17 protein-coding genes and 1 pseudogene are annotated in these 21,969 nt (G+C 51.5%); 11 read left to right on the forward strand and 7 right to left on the reverse strand.

The features are described from left to right. Positions 1-3: 3 nt before the first annotated feature. From ST42_RS06785 to ST42_RS06795, 3 genes are all read right to left on the reverse strand, one after another. Complete coding sequence (locus ST42_RS06785) at positions 4-615, reverse strand: calycin-like domain-containing protein (protein WP_044072930.1); 612 nt, start codon at positions 613-615, stop codon at positions 4-6. Between the two features lie 151 nt (positions 616-766). Beyond that, positions 767-1,519, reverse strand: a complete 753-nt coding sequence (locus ST42_RS06790) for a porin family protein (RefSeq protein WP_044072931.1) — start codon at positions 1,517-1,519, stop codon at positions 767-769. 58 nt (positions 1,520-1,577) lie between these two features. Next, positions 1,578-2,729 carry a PCMD domain-containing protein gene (locus tag ST42_RS06795; protein WP_044072932.1) on the reverse strand — a complete coding sequence of 384 codons (1,152 nt, stop codon included), beginning with the start codon at positions 2,727-2,729 and terminating at the stop codon, positions 1,578-1,580. A gap of 347 nt (positions 2,730-3,076) precedes the next feature. Here ST42_RS06795 and dapB point away from each other — a divergent pair, with 347 nt between their 5' ends. The 4 genes from dapB to ST42_RS06815 all read left to right on the forward strand — a co-directional run bounded on the left by dapB (position 3,077) and on the right by ST42_RS06815 (position 6,871). Further along, the gene (gene dapB / locus ST42_RS06800; protein ID WP_044072933.1) at positions 3,077-3,835 is read left to right on the forward strand and encodes a 4-hydroxy-tetrahydrodipicolinate reductase; all 759 of its coding nucleotides are present in this window, start codon (positions 3,077-3,079) and stop codon (positions 3,833-3,835) included. Between the two features lie 155 nt (positions 3,836-3,990). Further along, positions 3,991-5,427: a signal peptidase I gene (gene lepB, locus ST42_RS06805; protein WP_022316103.1), complete on the forward strand. Its 1,437-nt coding sequence runs from the start codon at positions 3,991-3,993 to the stop codon at positions 5,425-5,427. A gap of 91 nt (positions 5,428-5,518) precedes the next feature. Further along, positions 5,519-6,196, forward strand: a complete 678-nt coding sequence (locus tag ST42_RS06810; protein ID WP_022316104.1) for a S26 family signal peptidase — start codon at positions 5,519-5,521, stop codon at positions 6,194-6,196. A 36-nt stretch (positions 6,197-6,232) separates the two neighbouring features. Next, the gene (locus tag ST42_RS06815; RefSeq protein ID WP_044072934.1) at positions 6,233-6,871 is read left to right on the forward strand and encodes a WbqC family protein; all 639 of its coding nucleotides are present in this window, start codon (positions 6,233-6,235) and stop codon (positions 6,869-6,871) included. A 429-nt stretch (positions 6,872-7,300) separates the two neighbouring features. Here the strand turns inward: ST42_RS06815 and ST42_RS06820 are convergent, their stop codons facing one another. Beyond that, complete coding sequence (locus ST42_RS06820; RefSeq protein ID WP_197068922.1) at positions 7,301-8,473, reverse strand: ATP-binding protein; 1,173 nt, start codon at positions 8,471-8,473, stop codon at positions 7,301-7,303. Between the two features lie 442 nt (positions 8,474-8,915). On the opposite strand from ST42_RS06820, the gene ST42_RS06825 reads away from it, so the two are divergent. The 7 genes from ST42_RS06825 to ST42_RS06855 all read left to right on the forward strand — a co-directional run bounded on the left by ST42_RS06825 (position 8,916) and on the right by ST42_RS06855 (position 16,154). Further along, a complete protein-coding gene (locus ST42_RS06825) occupies positions 8,916-9,320 on the forward strand; it encodes an acyl-CoA thioesterase (RefSeq protein ID WP_022317473.1) in 405 nt (134 codons plus the stop codon). A 10-nt stretch (positions 9,321-9,330) separates the two neighbouring features. After that, positions 9,331-10,464, forward strand: a complete 1,134-nt coding sequence (dprA, locus tag ST42_RS06830; protein ID WP_044072935.1) for a DNA-processing protein DprA — start codon at positions 9,331-9,333, stop codon at positions 10,462-10,464. A 42-nt stretch (positions 10,465-10,506) separates the two neighbouring features. After that, the gene (gene dusB / locus ST42_RS06835) at positions 10,507-11,481 is read left to right on the forward strand and encodes a tRNA dihydrouridine synthase DusB (RefSeq protein WP_044065649.1); all 975 of its coding nucleotides are present in this window, start codon (positions 10,507-10,509) and stop codon (positions 11,479-11,481) included. A gap of 128 nt (positions 11,482-11,609) precedes the next feature. Next, entirely contained in the window at positions 11,610-12,623 is a 1,014-nt protein-coding gene (locus ST42_RS06840; RefSeq protein ID WP_156139316.1) for a uroporphyrinogen decarboxylase family protein, read from the forward strand. 775 nt (positions 12,624-13,398) lie between these two features. Further along, positions 13,399-14,136: a (Fe-S)-binding protein gene (locus tag ST42_RS06845; RefSeq protein ID WP_042518142.1), complete on the forward strand. Its 738-nt coding sequence runs from the start codon at positions 13,399-13,401 to the stop codon at positions 14,134-14,136. Beyond that, positions 14,133-15,506 (forward strand): lactate utilization protein B, encoded by a 1,374-nt coding sequence (locus ST42_RS06850; protein WP_044072937.1) that lies wholly within the window; start codon positions 14,133-14,135, stop codon positions 15,504-15,506. The genes ST42_RS06845 and ST42_RS06850 overlap by 4 nt, the downstream gene beginning before the upstream one ends. Before the next feature lie 24 nt (positions 15,507-15,530). Continuing rightward, positions 15,531-16,154, forward strand: a complete 624-nt coding sequence (locus tag ST42_RS06855; RefSeq protein ID WP_044072938.1) for a LutC/YkgG family protein — start codon at positions 15,531-15,533, stop codon at positions 16,152-16,154. Positions 16,155-16,298: 144 nt separating this feature from the next. On the opposite strand, the gene ST42_RS06860 is transcribed toward ST42_RS06855, so the two are convergent. The 3 genes and pseudogenes from ST42_RS06860 to ST42_RS06880 form a co-directional block, all read right to left on the reverse strand. After that, the gene (locus tag ST42_RS06860) at positions 16,299-17,903 is read right to left on the reverse strand and encodes a sodium:solute symporter (RefSeq protein ID WP_044072939.1); all 1,605 of its coding nucleotides are present in this window, start codon (positions 17,901-17,903) and stop codon (positions 16,299-16,301) included. A gap of 94 nt (positions 17,904-17,997) precedes the next feature. Beyond that, positions 17,998-21,066, reverse strand: a pseudogene (locus tag ST42_RS14565) (homocysteine S-methyltransferase family protein); the annotation flags it as partial. 130 nt (positions 21,067-21,196) lie between these two features. Further along, a partial coding sequence (locus ST42_RS06880; RefSeq protein WP_044072940.1) for a glycoside hydrolase family 31 protein occupies positions 21,197-21,969 on the reverse strand: 773 nt, incomplete at its 5' end.

Raw genomic sequence — 21,969 nt, forward strand, 5'->3', positions numbered from 1 at the left:
CCATTATTTGTTCATCACCTTCACGGTCTTGCCGTTTGTGAGCTTCAGGATGTTGATGCCGCGCACCATAGAGTTCACGCGCTGTCCGCCGAGAGTATATACGGCAGCCACCTTGGCATTCTGGTCAATGGTGCCGGCAGAGATGCCGTCGGTACCGAAGTTGTTGTCGCCGAATACGGCTTCCACGTCACCCACGCCAGGCACGGTGAGGCTGATGAGAGCATAGAACTTGTCGCCCTTGCTGCGTGAACCTTCCTTCACGGTAACGTCGATCTTGCCGCCGAGCATCTCCTGGATTTCAGCGCCGTTGGTGATGGTAGCTGTCTGTGTGGTGGCATAGTTGGTGAATCCCTCTGAGTCGTCGTCGCCCTGAACATCGGTCATGGTAACGTCGCCGATAAGTATCCCCTGGAAGCTGAACTGGTTGAGCTTGATGGTGTATTTGCCTTCCTCTGCCTGCTCGGTGATAGTGATGGAAGCCCTGTCTGTGATAGGCTCACCCAGATTGGCAACGGTGATTACGATATTGTCCTCATAAGTTTTCTCGTTGTTTCCTTGTGCCATTGCTCCCATGGCGATCATTGCCATGGCGATAAGAGTAAAAATTTTCTTCATAATAAAAATGATAATGTTTTTAATTTAATGTTTTCCTAAATTATTTTTGCCTTTATTTAATTGTCTTGTCTATTCATCAGAATCCTGACTGCCCATCGGTGAGGAATCTGTCAGCAGAGGTTGCCGCCGCCGGATTGAATGCAGTACAAGGTCATTTCATCCTATAAGAAACGCCGACAGTGCCATACACCGGATACATCGTCTGCTCGATGGTATCGAAATTGCCTTTGAATATCCCCGTGAAGCCCCATGAGAGGTCAACGAATATTCCCCAGGAGTGATGGAAATGCCAGTCGGCTCCCACCATCATTCCCCATTGCAGCTTGCGCATACTGTCGGAAAAGTCATAGGTTCCGCGGCTTCCGTCAGTGGTGCCGAGTTCCACTTTCTCTCCCGTAGGGTCGCCCACTCTGAGGTATCCGTCGTAGGCGGCTCCCTTGAAGGTGCGGGTGCGCACATAAGAGAGATAGGGACCAGCCTTGATCTGCCACTTGTCGTTGAAGCGGTAGGTTGCCTGTAGAGGCATGGTGAGCATCCATTGCACAGCCTCCGACTGGTTCTTTCCGGTGAACATACCCTCGAGTTCCTGTCCGCCGCGCACTATCCTCATGTGGTAGTTCTTCACCGTGGCGTCAATGTCCATTCCCTTGTTCTCGAGTCTCAATCCTGTGGTCAGTCCCCATTTGTCTGTCAGCGGCTTGTAGACGCCGAGTCCCAGCATCACGCTCAGCGTCGGTCTGTAGGCATCGAGCGAACGGATAGAGGCCGGCATTCCCATCGGCATCGTTCCACCGATATTGTATCCTGCCCTGAGGTCATATTTCAGGTCATCGAGTATTCCTCCGGCATGAACTGAGAGTGCCGATGCGGCAAGGAGTGCCAGTGATAATATTGTCTTCTTCATTGTTGTCTTTCTTCTTGTTTATCGTAAGAGTTGGTTTCTGCCATGCGGTGCCGTGGCATCAGTCCTCGCAGATGAGTTCGAACTCATCCACATAGAGTGTGCTGCCCACTGCCCCCTGGAAGGTGGCTCCCTCATAGCTCGAGGTGCACACGATGGCAATGCTATATCCATTGGCACGCAGCAGGTCGGGGTCTACCACACCGGTGTATTTGAACTGCAGGTCAAACGGTGTCCATTCGCTGGTGGCGTTTATCTCGCCGATTTCTGCCAGCGCCACGATATATGGATTTGTCTTCACGTCGTTGCCGTTGAGAACGAAAGCCTCTCCGTTGTCGTCGTGGTTGCGATAGAGCACGGCATAGATGTCGCCATGGTCGGTCTTTCCCTCTACCGGCTTTCCTGCCTTGTCCTGATATGTCTCGCCGGGAGCATACTTGTAGTAACCCGTTAATCGCAGCGGCTTCTTGTCGAACGGCAGTCCGAAGCGTGTCGCCGCCATGGTATTGGTGAGAGCAGGCTTGGTGTCGAATTTTCCGATGAAGAGGTTTCCGGCGGCGATGCGCATATTTGACATCACTCCGAAAGGTCCCGTGCTGCGTGTGGTAAGCTTCACGCATCTGCCTCTCACTCCGCCTTCTACGCTCACCGTGGGATAGTCCTCATAGGGTGCCTTGCCCATACTGAGCTTGAATCCGCCGTTACCGGTTGCCCAATCGCGGTATATCTTGCTGTCGCTGCCACGGCTGTAGTCATACCACTGATGGTATTTCTCCGTGCCGTCTCTGTCGATGAAGAAGTCGATGTTCTCAAAGCTGTACTTCAGCGGCAGCAGCTTGGAACCGAAGCCCACGTAATATTCCCTTGTCCACGCACCGTCTTCGGATGTCACGGTGTATTTGTGTCTGGCATTGTTGGAGAAATCGAGTTCCGTACCGCTTGCCGGACTGATGGTGGCGCCGGGTGTGAGCTGGAACTGCGGCGACATCTTGCTGATATCGGCATTGTCTTTCACCTCAAAGGAGATCTGCGAGGTGTTTGAAGGCACGTCGATACTGGCGTCGGTCTGGTTGTTGAAGACCGCGTCCCAGTTGTCCATCACGACAAACGCCTTCTGTATATCACATTCGGCATTCGGGGCCTCATCCTTAAAACAAGAGGTCAGCATAGTGCAAGCTCCGATTGCTGAAAGGAAATAAATAGAATATTTCATCAAGACTAAAATAATAGTTCACGTGGCATCATGCGCCACGCCTTTGTGTTACAAAAACTTACCCATCTGCAAGTACAGACCATCACAAGCGTGGCTGTCAATTGCGTATGGATATAATATACCGGGGCAAAGGTACGCTAAAAACCTTTAACTTGCAAGATTTCAGCGTTAAAACGAATAATTTAGACTACTTTTCATTCCAATATATACCATAAAAAACGCCACGAGAAGCCACAAAACGTTGCGCATTATGGAAATTTAAGCGGAAAAAGGACCGAGGGAAAAGTAAAATCATTATATTTGCACGTTAAAAGCAACATTAATTAAACAAATACAAAGCATTTCTTATGAAAATAGCATTGATCGGCTACGGAAAGATGGGCAGGATGATAGAACAGATAGCCAAAGACCATGGTCACGAAATAGTTTGCGTCATCGACGTTGACAACCAGCAGGATTTCGACAGCGAGGCGTTCAAAAGTGCCGACGTGGCAATAGAATTCACTAACCCTACAGCGGCATACGGCAACTACCTCAAGGCTTTCAGACACAACGTGAAGGTGGTGTCGGGCTCTACGGGATGGATGAAGGAACATGGCGACGACGTGAGGAGAATGTGTTCTGCCGAGGGCGGACAGACACTGTTCTGGGCATCAAACTTCTCTGTCGGCGTGGCGATTTTCTCTGCCGTGAACAGGTATCTCGCCAAGATAATGAACGGATTCCCGCAGTATGACGTGCGCATGGAGGAGACTCACCATATCCACAAGCTCGACGCTCCGAGCGGCACCGCCATCACACTGGCAGAAGAGATAATCAGCGACGTTGACCGCAAGAAGGAATGGGTGAAGGGTGTGCAGAGGCTTGCCGACGGCAGCGTGGAGGGCAGCAACGATGTGGCTGCAGACCAGCTCGCCATCGAGAGCATCCGCCGCGACGAGGTGCCGGGAATCCACTCCGTGGTTTACGACAGCGACGCCGACTGCATCACCATAACCCACGACGCCCACTCGCGCAAGGGATTCGCCATGGGAGCGGTGCTCGCGGCAGAATATACCAAGGACCACAGCGGACTGCTGACGATAAGCGACATGTTCAAATTCTGAACCGCCGGCGGAAAAGAAAGACGAAGACAGGACACTAATGGCCTGTCATAGACCGGACACGAATCGGGATAATAGTATCAACAGAAAGGCGAATCCTGATACTCCGGATAATTGAATCAACAGAAAAAAGATAAATCCTGATAATTGACAAGAAAATGATTGACAAGGAAAAAGCAAAGCTGAACATGAAAGTGCAATGGGCTAAGTTCATCGGTGTGACCGTGCTATACCTGTTGTTCCTCGTGTGGGTAAAGAGTTGGCTGGGACTCGTCGTAGTGCCATTCATCTTTGACGTTTACATAACGAAGAAAATAAAATGGCAATGGTGGAAAGACGCCGAAGGCCCCACAAGATTCATAATGTCGTGGGTTGACGCACTGGTGTTCGCACTCGTGGCAGTGTATTTCATCAACCAGTTCTTCTTCCAGAACTATGTCATCCCATCATCTTCACTTGAGAAATCACTCCTCACCGGCGACTACCTCTTCGTGAGCAAAGTGAGCTACGGACCCCGCATCCCGGAGACTCCGCTCACCATGCCGCTCACGCAACACACGCTGCCGGTGATAAACACAAAGTCGTACATTGAATGGCCACACTGGGAATACCGCCGCGTCAAAGGACTGGGCAACGTGCAGCTCAACGACATCGTGGTGTTCAACTATCCTGCCGGCGACACCCTGGTGGAAAACTATCCCAACGCCGACTTCTACCGCGACATCTGCTATGCCACAGGCTACCAGCTGCTCGCAAACCAGTATGTAGACCTGAGCAAGATGACGCCCCAGCAGAAATACGACTATTTCCAGAAGGTTTACAAGACAGGACACGACTATGTGGCTGCATCGCCACAGCAGTTCGGAAACATCATCAGCCGACCCACCGACCGCCGCGAGAACTACGTGAAGCGCTGCGTGGGACTGCCTGGAATGACTCTGCAGATAAAGAACCGCATCGTTTACCTCAACGGCAAGCCGAACAAGGAACCGGAGAATGTGCAGTATACATATAACGTGCAGCTCAACCAGCCTATCAGCGACGACCTGATGAAGGAACTCGGCATCAGCATGGAAGATCTCGGAAGCCTCAACTCCAACGGATACATGCCGCTTACAAAGCGTGCAGCAAAGGCACTCGCCGCCAACAAGACATTGGTGAAGAGCATCAAGCTGGCACCTGAGATGAAGAACGACATCCTGTATCCGCTCGACGCCGTGACAGGATGGACACGCGACAACTACGGACCAATCTGGATTCCGAAGAAGGGAGCTACGGTAAAGCTCGACATGAACAACATCGCCATCTATGAGCGCCCGATACGTGCCTATGAGCACAACAAGCTCGAAGTGAAGGGCGGCAAGATATACATCAACGGAAAACAGACCGACCGCTACACGTTCAAGATGGACTACTACTGGATGATGGGCGACAACCGCCACAACTCTGCCGACTCACGCTACTGGGGATTCGTGCCTGAAGACCACATCGTGGGCAAGCCGATATTCATCTGGTGGTCGAGCGACCCTGACCACAGAGGATTCTCCGGAATTAGATGGAGCAGACTCTTCAGATTCGTTGACAACATAAAATAACACGTTGACGGAATAAAATCCCATACATACAGAGAGAAGACCGCCGGCGGGAGACACACCCTCTCCCACCGGCGGCAACTCAAGGAAACAGATGAGAAACGCCATAAAGTTCATAATCGCCATCATCATTGCGGGACTGCTCATGATTCTCTTCCGCTGCGTGGCATTCACCATCTATATAGTCCCCAAGACGGGCATAAAGCCATGGCTCGTCGATGGCGACCGTGTGCTGGTGAACAGATGGAGCTATGGACTGAGGACGGGCAGTGACAAGACATTCCCATACAGCCGGTGGTTCCGCAAGCCGGTGGGCAAAGGCGAGCTCGTGGCTTTCAACTATCCGCTCGACACCATGCACACCGTGACGAACAGAAGCGTTCACGCCGCTTTCTGCATGGCAGGACCGGGCGACACCACATACATTGACCACCACCCCATCATTCCGCCGAAGAGATGCCGCATGGTGGAAGTGAAGCCATGGAACATAAAACTCCTCTGCAACACCTACCGTATCCACGAGGGACGGAAGGCGGACATCAAGGACGGGAAACTCATCGTGGACGGAAAGGCGACACGCTACGCCTATTTCTCAAGAAACTATTATTGGATGAGTTCTGTCGACGGCGACACAACGCCGGACAGCAGATATTACGGTTTCGTGCCCGAAGACCACATCATAGGACGCATCGTCATGGTGGTTTATTCCAGAGGCAACAGCGAGTCGTTCTTCGGCAGCTTCAGAAACGCCAGATGGCTGATGCCGCTATAGCGGAAACATCCCGCTCATCCACAAAACTCACCCTGAATGACAGCTTTATTATCTTCAACATACTTCGGACCCATACAGTGGTATCAGAAGCTCAACCGCTATGACAGCATATTAATCGAGCAGCACGACAGTTTCGTGAAGCAGACCTACCGCAACCGCTGCATAATAGCGACGGCTAACGGGAGCCAGGCTCTCAGTTTGCCAACATCGCCCGGCAACAAGGACAAAGGCGATGAGGGGATGCCGACAACGGTGAACTCCACCATAATCAGCGACCACGGCAACTGGCGCCACGTACACTGGAACGCATTGAAGAGCGCATACGGTGAGTCGCCTTTCTTCGAATACTATGCCGACGACATCAAACCGTTCTTCACCGGGAAATGGACTGACCTGTATTCCTTCAACATGGACATCTGCCGGAAGATGTGCGAACTGCTCGACATAGAACCGAACATTTCGCTCACAAACCATTATATCAGCAGAGAGGAAGCTTGCGACCTCGGCATCGCGGACTTCCGCGACGCTATCCGGCCCAAGCATCCGTTGCCAGACCCCGACTTCGAACCACGGCGCTATTATCAGGTGTATGAACAGCGCCACGGCTTCCTGCCTAACATGAGTATTATCGACCTGCTCTTCAACATGGGAAACGAGAGCGTGCTATGGTTATAGATATGAGTAAAAGTTGCCCATATCGCTGATTCTTAGTAGAACCGAGAATATCTGAAAAACTGTCAGATTATCTGGTTTTTTACTGTAATATACTGACAGACAGACAGTTGACTACCTGGCGATTGTCAGCCAATTGTCTGGATAGTTTGCTGATGAGAGGCTTACTTACAATTATCAGATGAGAAGGAATTCAGGCGACAGAATTGCATACGTTGGCAGAATCCTGAAAACAGGAATATTAGTATTACAATACGAACTTATTGGGCAGACGTCTGACAGCAAATCTGCCCATCCGGGGTAAGCACCTTGCCCCACTTGAGAAAGCACCTTGCCCCAGTTGGGCAAGCAGCGTGCCCAATTTTTAACCCAAATCGGTCGTTAGGGCTTGCCTGTATTTTGCTTTTAAAAAGAGTGTTTTTTTGGTGGGGGTTAATAGTTCAATCCGAAGCACCACAGCGGAATGATATTGCCGAAGCCTGTTTCTATATCGTCCTTCACGATATAGCCATTGTCCAAACCTTCTATCTGCTGTTTGCCCTTCTTGCGTCCGCCAATCTCAAAGGTGTACTTGCCAATGACGAAATCGGACTGACGTGAGGCTGTCACCGCATTGCGCACACGCATCTGATTGTAGAAGAATGTCTCGCGCAGATTGCCTATATCGGGCGTACCACCGGCAAGAACCGTCATCAGACTCGGATTGTCAATATATACCTTCTTTATCTTTCCAAGATTGCGTATGCCCGAAGTGTCGTCGCGCAACAGTCCTATCATACCCGACTTCTCAAGATAAGCCAGATAATCGGGTATGCTGTTCTTGCTTGCGCCTATCTCCGACGCCAGACTGTCTGCTACGGGCTTGTATGGAGCCAGGTGCGAGAGGATGGCAAGCAGCTGCTTCAGCTTACGGGCTGTAGAGGCTTTCATATCGGCATACTGCGGTATATCCACTTCTATAGTCTGCGTCACCACTTGCTCCATACGCATCGGGAAATCGCCCTGGACGGAGAAGGGATAATAGCCACGACTCATATAGTCGCGGAAGAGTGGCAGCGGATGTTCTACGGCATCAAGCACTGCGCGGTTGCTGAGGATGTCGTCGAGAGTGTAAACCGGACTCTCTATGCCATGGAAGAAAGACAGATACTCTCTGAATGACAAGCCGTACATGAAATAGAGCAAGGCTCGACGGCTGAGGTCGGACTCGCCACGATATATATCGAGCACCGAAGAACCGGTAAAGACGATGTGAAGCGAAGGGTGCATATCATACATCAGTTTCAATTCTCTGCTCCAGCCGCTATACTTGTGTACCTCGTCGATATACAGATGCGTACCACCCTCCTTCACAAACTTATCGGCAAGGTCGTAAAGTTTATGGTCGGCAAAGTACATGTTGTCGGCTGTGATGTAGAGGCTATGGTTTTCGGGCGTGTTCTTTATACGCTGCAATATCATTGTAGACTTGCCGATGCCTCGCGGACCAAGTATTCCCACCAAACGACTATCCCAACTGATATCGTCATACTTATAACGCACGAATGTGGTGGGTGTCTGCTTGAGCAATTCGCGCATGTATTCATAAAGTTTCAATTCTATCATAGCTTGTAGACGTTTGATAACAATGCAAAGATACGAAAAATCCCTCAATGAGGGACGCTTTTGGCTTAAAACGTCCCTCATTGAGGGAAATATTTGGCGAATTTGTCCCTCTTAGAGCTTTTTTACAAGATGCCTTTTGTCCGTTTTAAATCCGCAAAATGCCTTGCCTGCACAATAAATTCCTCAGAAAGGAGTGTTTATCTCAGTTTTTATATTTACCTTTGCCATATATCAGATATTCTTTATCTAAGTTTTCAGCAGCACTTGGACAAGTGGATTTCCTGACCGATGCAAGCATCGGATAATTCTACGTTATCCAATGACTTGCTTTTTTGTAAGATTGCAAGTCTGTTGATTTAAGGTAAAGACAGAAGATAGCGAGACCTGATTTTATCGATGAATACGGGATTTTTTAATCATAAGAAACCATAACATAACAAATATGGATTATATATTTGAGACCAAGATGATGGTGCGCGACTACGAATGCGACATCGAGGGAATAGTAAACAACGCCAACTACCTGCACTACGCCGAACACACAAGACACCTGTTCTTGCAGAAATGCGGACTCAGCTTTGCTGAGATGCACAGAAGAGGAATCGACGCCGTGGTGGCAAGGATGAACCTGCAGTTCAAGACTCCTCTCAGATGCGACGACGAGTTCTTCTCCCGTCTGAACCTCACCAAGGAGGGAATAAAATACGTGTTCCATCAGGACATCTACCGTGCGTCGGACAACAAGATATGCTTCAAGGGAGTGATTGACCTGGTCTGCATCGTTGACGGCAGACTCGCCAACAGTCCCGAATACGACGATGCCTTCAAGGAATATATAAACAAATAAGACGATTCGGATGGATACAGCACAGCAAGAAAGACTCAATGCCCTGACGCTGTCGAGAATGGGATTCTACAATATCCCGGCGATGAGGGAACTGCTCCACAGGGCAGGTTCGTTCACAAACATTGCCGACCATCATGACAACATACTCGACATCGTGCCCGACTGTCCGAAGCGTCTCGCCAACTCGCTTAAAGACATCGCCCCACTGCAGCAGAGAGCGGAGGAGGAACTGGAATATGCGGCTGCCCACGGCATACAGGTACTGCTGATATCCGACGACGACTATCCGCAGCGGCTGAAAGAGTGCAACGACGCACCGCTCGTACTCTTCTATAAAGGCAATGCCGACCTCAATGCCAAACGGGTGATCAACATCGTGGGAACACGCCACGCCACACAGTATGCCGACGACTGCATACGCAAGTTCATTGCAGACATCAAGGTGTTGTGTCCCGAGATCATCATTGCCAGCGGACTGGCATACGGTGTGGACATCATGGCGCACAGACACTCGCTGGAAAACGGCATACCCACTGTGGGAGTGCTTGCCCACGGACTCGACAATCTGTATCCGCCACGCCACAGGGAGACGGCAGACAGGATGGTGGGATGCGGTGGACTCCTGACGGAGCATTTCACGAATACCAATGCCGACAAGGTGAACTTCGTGAGGCGCAACCGCATCGTGGCAGGCATGTCAGACGCCACCATACTCGTGGAGAGCGCTGCAAAGGGCGGAGGACTCATCACTTGCTCGCTGGCAAACTCATACAACCGCGACGTTTTCGCATTCCCCGGCAGAATTGGCGACAGCCTCTCTGAAGGATGCAACAAGATTATCCGCAACCGGTCAGCACAGATGGTAATATCGGCGGAATCATTCGTCAGCGACATGGGATGGGAGACTGACGCACAGCTCGCCACAGCCCAGAAGAACGGTATAGAGAGAAGTCTCTTCCCCGAAGTGGAAGGCGACGCAAAGACAATAATCGACGCTCTCGCCAAGAACAACGACCAGCAGATGAACGTGCTTACGGTATCCACGGGACTACCTATAAACAGGCTCACCGCCCTGCTCTTCGAACTGGAGATGAAGGGAATGGTAAAGGCACTGGCTGGAGGAATGTATCATTTGATTAGTTGACAAGGAGACGAGTTGACAAGGAGTAAAGTAGACAAGTAGACAATGAAAATAGGAAACATACAATTTGGAGATCACCCTCTGTTTCTCGCACCGATGGAAGATGTCACCGACATCGGATTCCGAATGCTCTGCAAGAGATACGGGGCATCTATGGTATACACCGAGTTCGTGAGCGCAGAGGCTCTCGTCAGATCGGTGAAAAGTACCGTCAACAAACTCACCATCAGCGATGAGGAGCGCCCCGTGGGCATTCAGATTTACGGACGCGACGTGGAGTCGATGGTAGAGGCGGCAAAGATTGTGGAAGACCAGGCACATCCCGACGTGATAGACATCAACTTCGGCTGCCCCGTGAAGAAGGTGGCTGGAAAAGGTGCCGGAGCCGGCATGCTGCAGAACGTGCCGCTGCTGCTCGACATCACGAAAAACGTGGTGAAGGCGGTAAGCACTCCCGTCACAGTGAAGACGCGACTGGGATGGAGCAACGACAACCTCATCATCTGCGACCTCGCCGAACAGCTGCAGGACTGCGGCATACAGGCTCTCACCATACACGGAAGGACGAGGGCACAGATGTATACAGGTTCTGCCGACTGGACTCTGATTGGCGAAGTGAAGAAGAACCCGCGAATCAACATCCCCATCATCGGCAACGGCGACATCACATCACCGGAGGAAACGAAACGGGCTTTCGAGGAATATGGCGTTGACGCCGTGATGATAGGGCGAGCCACCTTCGGACGCCCATGGATATTCAAGGAGATACGTGACTATCTCGACGGCAAGGAGCCAGACCCCGAGATGACGTTCAACTGGATGCTCGACGTGCTCGAAGAGCAGCTGCGCATCAATGTGGAACGCATCGACGAATACCGCGGCATACTGCACACAAGGCGCCACCTCGCCGCAAGTCCGATATTCAAGGGAATACCTAACTTCCGCCAGACCCGCATCGCCATGCTACGTGCAAACACGATGGACGAACTGATGGGAATCCTCGAAGAACAGAGAAAATAAGCCCGAATTCTGTTACCTATTCGGGGCAACCCCGGATAGCTCATAATGCCTATTCGGGGGCAATGATTACACTTCATGCAAATACGCGTCATGATATTGAGAAACGTATATAAAAAGGAGACCACAATATTATGAACATATCCATGAAAGAATGGATAACGGGCGTTATCCAGAATCATAAGACCGTCGCCGTGCCCGTGATGACGCATCCCGGCATAGAACTGACGGGGAAGAGCGTGAGGGAGGCTTGCTGCGACGGACAGACCCACTTCGAGGCTATCAAGGCTCTCGCCGGCAGATACCCTACGGCGGCAGCCACCGTAATCATGGACCTCACAGTGGAGGCGGAGGCTTTCGGAGCGGACATACACTTCACCGAGGATGCCGTGCCTGCCGTTATCGGTCATCTGCTGACCGATGCCGATGACATAAAGGCTCTCAAGGTGCCGTCGCTGAAGGCTGCCAGAGTGCCTGAATATCTCAAGGCGAACCTGCTCTCGGCAAGGGCTATCAACGACCGTCCGGTGCTGGGCGGATGTATCGGTCCGTTCTCGCTCGCCGGCAGACTCTACGACATGTCGGAGATTATGGTGCTGATATACCAGAACCCCGACGCTGCCCACACGCTGCTGGCAAAATGCACGGAGTTCATACTGAAATACTGCAAGGCGCTGAAGATGACGGGCGTCGACGGAGTGGTGATGGCAGAACCGGCGGCAGGACTGATGTCCGACGACGACTGCAAGCGCTTCTCTTCCGACTACATCAGATATATCGTAGGACAGGTGCAGGACGACTCCTTCAGCATCGTGCTGCACAACTGCGGCAACACTGGCCACTGCACAAAGGCGATGGTCGCTACAGGAGCGGCAGCCTACCATTTCGGCAACAAGTGCGACATGCGGCAGGTGATAAAGGATGTGCCGCCGACGGCTCTCGCCATGGGAAACATCGACCCCGTATCGGTGTTCAAGGAGGGCACACCGGAACAGATGTACGAGACGACGACACGACTGCTGCAGGAAATGAAGGAGTATCCCAACTTCGTTCTCTCCAGCGGCTGCGACACTCCGCCACACACTCCGATGGAGAACATCGACGCTTTCTTCAAGGCTCTCGACGACTTTGACAAGACCATTTAAGTCATTTTACAGCCTCCGAGACATTGGTTTAGAATGTAGTCATCAGCGCAACTCACATAAAACCCAATCGACAATTAGGCCGTTTTATGTGATATTTTAAACTGCTTGCAGTCTTTTGTCTTTTATAAGGCGCTTTTGCATCCCCTTTACCAACGTTGTCATTTCATGAATACTTTGGGCACGGTTTGGACACAGATCGTGCCCACTTGGGGCAAGCACCGTGCCCCAAGTGAGAAAGCACGTTGCCCCACATGGGCAAGCACCGTGCCCGATTCTTGTAGTTTTTGTTATCCTTGCCGATGATTGTGAGTCGGCTATTTGGAAACAAAGACCAACCAGAGAAATGACTGTCCTTTTATGGGGCTTGCAAAAGTCTTACCAGACAGGACAATAGCTCCGATGATACTTCGTGATACTTCTATGATACTTTTCTGTAAAGAATCCAGAAAAGTATCATTACCCCTAACTCATTCAGCTGATGCACTTTAGATACATCCAGCACCCCCGAAAATGATACTTTGACACTTTTCTTCAGGAAAAAAACATATTGTCATTCCCGGATTTTTCGTTGTGTCTTGATAACATTTCACGAAAAATTCTTGTGTATCTCAAGTATTTTATAGAATTTTGTATAAGAGTCATACGAACGCTGACTGACACGGGATGGCATATACGCCACTAAATCCCTATGAATCAACGGAGTAACGGACTCGACAAATGTATAATCATCTAAAAACAATTCCGCCTACGGGTTAACATTAATAACACAACCATTATGAGAGTAGGATTATTCGTCCCCTGCTATGTGGACGCCCTGTATCCAGAGGCTGGTGTAGCCACATACAAGTTGCTCAAGCACTACGGACTTGACGTGGAGTATCCTGAGCGGCAGACATGCTGTGGACAACCGATGGCAAACGCCGGTTTCCAGGACAAGTCGATGAAAGTGATTGAGTCTTTTGATGAACTTTTCAAAGACTATGACTACATCGTCGCCCCTTCAGCATCGTGCGCCGCATACGTGAAAGTCTATTATCCCAAAATTCTGAAAGGCAAGCACGAGTGTGTCTCTTCAGGCAAAATCATGGATATAGTGGAGTTCCTCCACGACGTGCTGAAGGTGAAGGAGGTGCCGGGAAAGTTCCCCCACCCTGTCAGCGTGCATAACAGCTGCCACGGAGTGAGAGAACTGAACCTGTCGTCGCCCTCGGAGTGCAACGTCAAGCCATTCAACAAGATCATCGACCTCTTGCAGCTCGTCGACGGCATCACCATCCATGAGCCGGAGAGAAAGGACGAGTGCTGCGGCTTCGGCGGTATGTTCTCCATCGAGGAGCCAGCCGTTTCCACACGTATGGGAGAGGAGAAGATAAGGAGACACATCGCCACCGGGGCGGAATATGTCACGGGACCCGATTCTTCGTGTCTCATGCACATGGCTGGCATCGCCAAGAAAGAGAAGATGCCTATCAAATTCATTCACGTAGTCCAGATATTAGCAGCAGGGTTATGAGCACAATACATTCCAAGAGAGCCGCCCGCTTTGTGGCGGATGCAGAGAAGACCAGTTGGCACGACGCCACCTTCTGGTCGGTGAGAGAGAAGCGCGACAAGATGGCACAGCAACTGCCGGAGTGGGAAGACCTGCGCGAACATGCCTCGCAGATAAAGAAGCACACCATCACCCATCTGGCGGATTATCTGGAGCAGTTCTCCGACTCTCTGGAGAGCCGCGGAGTGAAGGTGCATTGGGCGAAGGATGCCGCGGAGTTCAACGAGACAGTACTTTCCATTCTGCAGAGCCACGGTGTGACGAAGATGGTGAAGTCTAAGTCGATGCTCACCGAAGAGTGCGAAATGAACCCCTATCTGGAGCAGCATGGCATCGACGTGGTGGAGACCGACCTCGGCGAGCGTATCATCCAGCTCCTGCATCAGAAGCCGAGCCATATCGTGATGCCTGCCATCCACCTCAAACGCGAGGAAGTGGGCAGGATGTTCGAGGAGAAGGGAATATCGAAGGAGAAAGGAAACTACGACCCTACTTATCTCACCCATTGCGCCCGTCTCCATCTGCGCGACCAGTTCATGCAGGCTGGAGCCGGCATGACGGGATGCAACTTCGGCGTGGCTGCCACCGGCGACTGTGTGGTATGCACCAACGAGGGAAATGCCGACATGACCACATCTATGCCTAAGCTGCATATCGTGGCTATGGGCATCGAGAAACTGGTGCCAGACTACAAGTCGCTCGCAGTATTCCAACGCCTTCTGTGCCGCAGCGCCACAGGACAGCCTACCACTGCCTTCACATCACACTTCCGCCAGGCACGTCCCGGAGGAGAGATGCACGTGGTGCTCGTGGACAACGGCAGAAGCGATATGCTGGCTGACACAGAACACTGGCAGACGCTGAAATGTATGCGCTGCGGAGCCTGCATCAACACATGTCCGGTATACCGCCGTTCGGGAGGATACAGCTACACGTATTTCATCCCTGGTCCCGTGGGTGTGAACCTCGGCATGCTGCGCGACCCACGGAAATACAGCGACAACGTTTCGGCTTGCACCCTTTGTCTCTCTTGCGACAATGTATGCCCGTCGAAGGTAGGACCTGGCTCGCAGATATACGTATGGCGACAGAGTCTGGAGAAACTGGGAAAAGCCGACAAACTGAAGAAGGCGATGTCGGCAGGTATGGAATATCTGTTCGACCGCCCTGCCATCTACACCACGGCTCTGAAATTCGCACCGCTCGCCAACTACGTTCCTGACTGCCTCACCAACATCGGCAACATCAACGCATGGGGTATCGGACACGCCATGCCTGAATTCGCAAAGAAATCATTCCATGAACTGTGGAAGGAAGGAAAAGTGAAGTAAAAGAAGGATTCATTTGAAAAAAGTATGAAGAAAGAAGATTTTTTGAATAAGTTGCGCCAGAACACGCACTTTCAATACGATATGCCAAAGGAGGAGATAAAAGGCATCGAATACGAAGACACCTTTGAACAGTTCGTCAGGATGACCGAAACGGTAGGCGGCCATGTCATCAACGATGTCCGGAAGGATGCCGACCTCAATGAACTGGTGCGCAGAGCTTATCCTGACGCTAAAGTGTTCTGCTCTAATCTAAAGGGAATAACGCTGGAGGGACTGAAAGGCGGCAATGATTCCACAGCCTTAGAACTTCGTAATCCGGATACCGTGGCAGAGGCCAACGACCTCAACGGCACCGATGTAGCCATTGTGCAAGGCACGGTGGGAGTTGCCGAAAACGGCTGTATATGGATTCCGCAGACGATGAAGGAGAAAGCATTGCTTTTCATCTCCGAGTATCTCGTAATAGTGCTCAACAGGAAGAACATCGTCAACAACATGCACGATGCCTATGACCGCATCGGGATGGATGACCGGTACAATTTCGGAACGTTCATCAGCGGTCCGTCAAAGACCGCCGACATCGAGCAGGCTCTTGTAATCGGTGCACAGGCAGCCCGCGGAGTCACCGTGGTGCTGGTGGACGAATAAGTATTTTGGCACTAAATCCCGAACCGGGTCTTATTGGGTGAGGGTAACAAAAGCAGAATGTTGGTTTTATGGGGTTGGCATCCAACCGTCATAAAACCAACATTCTTTATAATCCTATCTTATATTTTCCGTGCTACTATCTTATCAGTTGCCGTTGAAAAACACATAGAGGGCTATCATCACCACGGCAAGCGACACCCATGCTATGATGACACTCCTTGCCGGTTTTTCATTCACAGCCACGATGACGTGTTTCTCGTTGGCATTCATGTCATACAGACTTACCACTATCATCATCGCTACCAGACCGATGAAGATGAAGAACGAGAGGAGCATGAAATGCACCATCTCAGAAAATCCCGGTATCACCCAAAGATAGAGTATTCCTGTGCCGATGCTGAGCACCGTGCCGAACGTCAGCGTCATGTTGGCGGCAAGTGTGGTGCAGCGCTTCCAGAACACTCCCATCAGGAACACTGCCGCCATCGGCGGAGCGATGAAGCTGAGCACAGACTGGAACACATTGAACAGGTCCATACCCTTGATGCCGTCTACGGCAACCGTGATGACGATAGACACCAAGGCACCGAGAACGGTAACGACACGTCCCGTCTTGCGGATTTCTTCGGGAGATGCCTTCGGACGGATGTTCTTCACATAAATGTCCATGGTGAACACCGTACTCAAGGCATTCAGGGCAGAGCCGATAGTGCTTATCAGAGCCGCCGTAAGTACAGCGAGCACCAATCCCACCATACCGGCAGGGAAAAGCTCATAGACGAGCTTTAAATAGGCGTCATCGGCATTTACCTGCACGTTGCCGAAGAATCCTGTCTTGACCATGGCGAAGCATACCACTCCGGGAAGGATGTATATCGCCACATCCAGAATCTTCAGCCAGCCGGTGAAATTGGCTCCCCGCTGTCCTTCGCTCAGGTTGCGCGCTGCAAGCACCGGCTGCACCATTGACTGGTCGGTACACCAGAACCACACACCCATGATGGGATAACCCAGAATGATAGGCAGCCACGGATAGCCGGGGTCGGTATTAGGACGGAAGAGGTTCCAATAGTCTGACGGCACCACATCGGGATTGGCAAGCACCGCTATGCCATGAGAGAATGAATCGCCGCCGAGCTTCCATATTCCCACTACCGTAAGCGTTGCCGACACTATGATGAGCAGCACCATCTGATACACGTTGGTGTAGGCAACGGCTTTCAGTCCGCCGAGCATAGTAAAGAACGCAGATATGGCGAGAAGCAGCATTGCCGAGAGCCACATCGGCATGCCGAACACCTGCCGGATTATGATTCCTCCGGCAAAGAGCGTGAGGGCAAGCCAAGAGATGAGTATCGTCACTATGGTATACCATGCCAGGATATTGCGTGTGGAGTCGCCGAAACGCAGTCCCATAAACTCCGGCAGCGTGGAGATGCCGGTGCCAAGATATCGTGGAGCGAACACGAAGGCGAGCAGGGCGATGAAGACGAAGGCGTACCATGCGTAGTTGCCAGACACGATGCCGGTGGAGAAACCGGCACTGGCTGATGCGATGAGCATCGACGGACCGACATTGGTGCCCCACATGGAGAAACCGATGTGGTGCCAGCGCAGAGAGCGGCTGGCAAGAAACATGTTTCCGCTTTTCTTTGCCTTAGAGCTTGCCCACATTCCTATGGCAATGAGCACCACAAAGTAAGCGACAAGGATTATCCAATCAAGTGCATCAAGATTTTGAGTATTCATAGGTTTTGTAGTTTTAAACCCATCCGGCTCCCATCGGGGATGGCAAGGGTGGGTCTTATTGTTTTATTCGTTTTATTTCCTATCTGTTTTCGTCTTATTTTCCCATCAGCTCCTTGGCTACGGCAACGGCAGAGTTTGCGTTGTCGCTATAGCCGTCGGCACCGATTTCGTCAGCGAAGTTTTGTGTTACGGGAGCACCACCAACCATCACTTTCACGTTCTGGCGTATTCCGGCATCTTCAAGAGCCTGGATAACATCCTTCATATATGTCATGGTGGTTGTAAGCAGCGCACTCATGCAGAGAATGTCGGCATTATAGTCTTTTACAGCCTCAACGAACTTCTCGCTCGGCACATCGATGCCGATGTTCTTAACCTCGAAGCCGCAACCCTCGAGCATAGAGGCAACGAGATTCTTGCCTATGTCGTGGAGATCGCCCTTCACGGTTCCTATCACTATCCTGCCCAGCGTAGTGGATGCCTGTCCGGCGAGCAGCGGCTTCAGAATCTCAAGAGCCGCCTTCATGGCACGTCCTGCCATCAGCAGCTGTGGCACGAAGGCTTTACCGTCCTGGAAGCGTTGTCCCACCTCACTCATGGCGCGTATCATCTGACCGTTTATGATGTCCTGCGGAGCCACGCCTTCATCAAGAGCACGTTTGGTGGCATCGGCAGCCTTGTCGCCTTTGCCGGCGAGGATTGCCTCAAAGACTTCCTCTGCAGCATTGCTCTCCGGCTTGGATGTGGCTACAGGGGCGGCATCGTGGTCGATGCCGCAGGAGCATTTCTTCTCTTTCACAGGAGCGCTAGAATCTCTAGAAATGCTAGAAAAACTAGAAATTCTAGAAAGACTAGAATCACTAGAAATGCTAGAAAAACTAGAATCACTAGAAAAGCTAGAAAGACTAGAATCACTAGAAACGCTAGAATTTCCAGCCCTTCCAGGATAGTGAGGAGTGATGAACAATCCTTCTATCGGCTGCACGAGCTTTGCTATCTCACGGATATGCAAATCGTCAGTACCGCAGCATCCACCAACCACGTTCAGCAGATGGGCCTCAACGATTGGCCATACCTCGGCCTGCATCATCTTTGGAGTGTCGAGGTAATGACCGTGTTCGTCCGGCAATCCCGCATTTGGAAACATACTTATATAATAGCCGGTCTCGGCAGCCATACGCTGGATGATAGGTGCCATCTTGGCGGCATTGAGCGAACAGTTAAGTCCTACGCTGAACACGCTGTCGTCATTAAGACTCTTGACAAAGTCCACTACCGACTGTCCGAGCATGTTGTGTCCATCCTCGCTTGCCACAGTGAAGCTCATCATTATAGGCAGACGGAAGCCTTTCTTCAGCATCACTTCCTTGCAGCACCGCAAGGCCACCTTGGCATTCTCTATGTCGAATATTGTCTCTATAAGCACGGCATCCACGCCGCCGTCTATCAAAGCCTCTATCTGCTCATAGTAGGCATCATGAAGGATATCTTCGTTGAACTCCGCACTTTCTCCGATAGACAGGGTCTTGCTTGTAGGACCGACACTACCAAGCACATAACGGGGCTTACGCGGATTCATCAATGTATAGGCATCAGCCTCTTTCCTTGCCAGTCGGGCAGCTTCAAGGTTTATCTCCCTTGCATAGTCCTGCAGATGCTTGTCGGCAAGCGAGACGCGCTGTGAATTGAACGTATTCGTGGTGATGAGGTCTGAACCTGCTTCAAGGAAACGGCGGTGCATACTTGTCACAATCTCCGGATAAGTAAGAGCAAGCAGGTCGTTTGTTCCACGGACCTCCCCGTCGAAGTCTTTGAATCTCTCCCCACGGAACTCCTCTTCTGTGAGCTTATACTGCTGGATGGTGGTTCCTGTAGCACCGTCGAGAACGAATATCCTTTCCTTTGCCACGACATCCATCGACGGTCTGCCGAGAGTAGCAGCCTTGAGAGGCAGGGCTTTCATCTTGTCGTCAGCGGCAGAAGCGGCATTGGCATCCCCGCTTTCTATCTTGTCGATGATAGCCATCACCTCCTCGTCTGGAGTCATGGTCTTGTTGATACGGATAGTATTGTCGGCGGCTTCCGGCTCGTCGGCGCTCTCCTGGTATTCCTCCACTATGCGCAATGCCTTCTCCACCTCGTCCTCGTTGTGGAAATCCATCTCGATATGCACTCCGTCGCCACCGATATTGTCGAGCAGCGGACGCAGTTCGTCGAGGGTCACCCAGCATGCCATGATGCTTTTTCCTCCTGCAAGAATCTTCTTGTAGAGGTCATACCACTTGGGCGATCCGCCCTGTGGCTCTCCCACTCCCGGCGTCCACTGTATAGCGTTCAGTTCTTCAATCTCAAGCAGGGCTGGCAGATGGTGCATTGCCCCCACACCGTCGAGATGATACAGCGTGTAGTCTATCTTCTGACACTGCTGACGGATGAAGGGCTGCACAAAGCGGCGGTAATCCTCCACGCTGATCATCGTGGAGATGTCGCTCTGCAGCTTTGTCATCTTTCCAGGTGCCCACGATGAGAAATAGCAGAATGCCATCTCGTCGCCCTCGCGGATAATGTCGTACAGTTCGTCGAAGACCTGGAAGTATATGTCGTTTATCTGCTGCATCTGCCGCTCCAGCACTTCGGGTTGCATCACGGTGTCGAGAAGCACCTTGTCGGTGCCCTTCATGGCGGCGAGCACATCCATGCCTTCCATCAGGTCGGGCATGCCCACATAGTAGTTGCCTTTGGCTTTCTTCTTGCAGGCACGCAGCAGGTCTTTGTGAAGCTGCCAGTTCTTGTTGGCAGGGTCGTTGATGTCGAACTTGATGTCATCGGTGTAGTTGGGGTCCGGATGTATCCAGATGGTATCCTCTCCGCCCTCAAACACGCCGCCGAGGATGGCTGCAAGCGAACCGGGACCGAGCTGCGTGTTGGCAACAGGCAGCATGTCGGCTTTCATCGAACTGTGTGCCACATACCAGTCGAGATATTCGGCACGCCATTCCGGGTCGAACCATTTCTGGTCGAGCGACTTCGGTGCCGGCGGCATGGGCACGTCGGCATGGGGCTTGACGCCTTCCTGGAAGTGTTCCCACATATTGAGCACGATGCCCTTATGGTTCCACCAGTCTATATAGTGTTTCTTGGTTTCTTCTAAATTGGGTTTCCACATAATTGTTATGATTTATAATTTTCTTGGGAAAGGGGATGGGAGGAATGGGACAAATAGGACAAATAGGAGAAATACCACTCCAAACTACTCAATCCAGACTACTCTCTCCTCACTACTCTCTCCTCACTCAAATCTCAAATCCCTTAAACTCCTCGTTGATGATGAGATTCTTCACCTTGCTCATATCCATGTCGTCGGTGCTGTCTACATCCTCCGGATAAACGGGGATTACGGCACCCTTGCGCACAAACACCGGCATACGGTCGAGCGGTGTCTCTATGTCCTTCAGCCATCTGCCGCCGTCGCTTACCGAGAAGCTGTCGCCGGTGAAGAACTCTACCCATTCTCCTTCCGGCAGATATATGTCGCGACAGTTGTCGCTGCTCATTACGGGAGCCACAAGGAAGTCATCGCCGAAATAGTATTCATCATCGATATGCCAGCAGTTGTTGTCTTCGGGATGGTGGAAGATAAGTGCCTGCACGATGGTTGATCCGCTGTGTGTTGCCTTCTCGCTCTCGCGGAGGATATATGGTATGAGTTTGTAGCGCAGCTTCCACCAGCGCTTCACCATCGGTGCGATGTTGGGATAATGCCATGGCTCACGTTTGTTGGTGCCATGATAGCGGATATGTGAGGAGAACACGCCGAACTGTGTCCAGCGCATATACACATCATCGCGGACAACGGAGTTCATGAAGTTTGGCAACGTATGGAATCCCGGCACGTCGTGGCTCCAGAAGGCAAAGCCGGAGAGTCCGAAATGGAGTCCGCCACGCAGCGAACCGGCGAGTCCCTCCCACGAACTGCAGGAGTCTCCGCCCCAATGCAGCGGATATCTCTGGCATCCTGCCCATGCGGAACGTGCCCACACGATGCCGTCGCCTGTCACCTCCTTCG

The sequence above is a fragment of the Prevotella pectinovora genome, from assembly GCF_000834015.1.
GTDB lineage: Bacteria > Bacteroidota > Bacteroidia > Bacteroidales > Bacteroidaceae > Prevotella > Prevotella pectinovora.

Excerpts from the sequence above, each read along its gene's own strand:
- ST42_RS06815 (WP_044072934.1), top strand. The coding sequence starts at position 6,233 with ATGACAGCTTTATTATCTTCAACATACTTCGGACCCATACAGTGGTAT.
- lepB (WP_022316103.1), top strand. The coding sequence starts at position 3,991 with ATGATTGACAAGGAAAAAGCAAAGCTGAACATGAAAGTGCAATGGGCT.
- dusB (WP_044065649.1), top strand. The coding sequence starts at position 10,507 with ATGAAAATAGGAAACATACAATTTGGAGATCACCCTCTGTTTCTCGCA.
- ST42_RS06845 (WP_042518142.1), top strand. The coding sequence starts at position 13,399 with ATGAGAGTAGGATTATTCGTCCCCTGCTATGTGGACGCCCTGTATCCA.
- dapB (WP_044072933.1), top strand. The coding sequence starts at position 3,077 with ATGAAAATAGCATTGATCGGCTACGGAAAGATGGGCAGGATGATAGAA.
- ST42_RS06810 (WP_022316104.1), top strand. The coding sequence starts at position 5,519 with ATGAGAAACGCCATAAAGTTCATAATCGCCATCATCATTGCGGGACTG.
- ST42_RS06795 (WP_044072932.1), bottom strand. The coding sequence starts at position 2,729 with ATGAAATATTCTATTTATTTCCTTTCAGCAATCGGAGCTTGCACTATG.
- ST42_RS06850 (WP_044072937.1), top strand. The coding sequence starts at position 14,133 with ATGAGCACAATACATTCCAAGAGAGCCGCCCGCTTTGTGGCGGATGCA.
- ST42_RS06820 (WP_197068922.1), bottom strand. The coding sequence starts at position 8,473 with ATGATAGAATTGAAACTTTATGAATACATGCGCGAATTGCTCAAGCAG.
- ST42_RS06790 (WP_044072931.1), bottom strand. The coding sequence starts at position 1,519 with ATGAAGAAGACAATATTATCACTGGCACTCCTTGCCGCATCGGCACTC.
- ST42_RS06785 (WP_044072930.1), bottom strand. The coding sequence starts at position 615 with ATGAAGAAAATTTTTACTCTTATCGCCATGGCAATGATCGCCATGGGA.
- ST42_RS06825 (WP_022317473.1), top strand. The coding sequence starts at position 8,916 with ATGGATTATATATTTGAGACCAAGATGATGGTGCGCGACTACGAATGC.
- ST42_RS06855 (WP_044072938.1), top strand. The coding sequence starts at position 15,531 with ATGAAGAAAGAAGATTTTTTGAATAAGTTGCGCCAGAACACGCACTTT.
- dprA (WP_044072935.1), top strand. The coding sequence starts at position 9,331 with ATGGATACAGCACAGCAAGAAAGACTCAATGCCCTGACGCTGTCGAGA.
- ST42_RS06860 (WP_044072939.1), bottom strand. The coding sequence starts at position 17,903 with ATGAATACTCAAAATCTTGATGCACTTGATTGGATAATCCTTGTCGCT.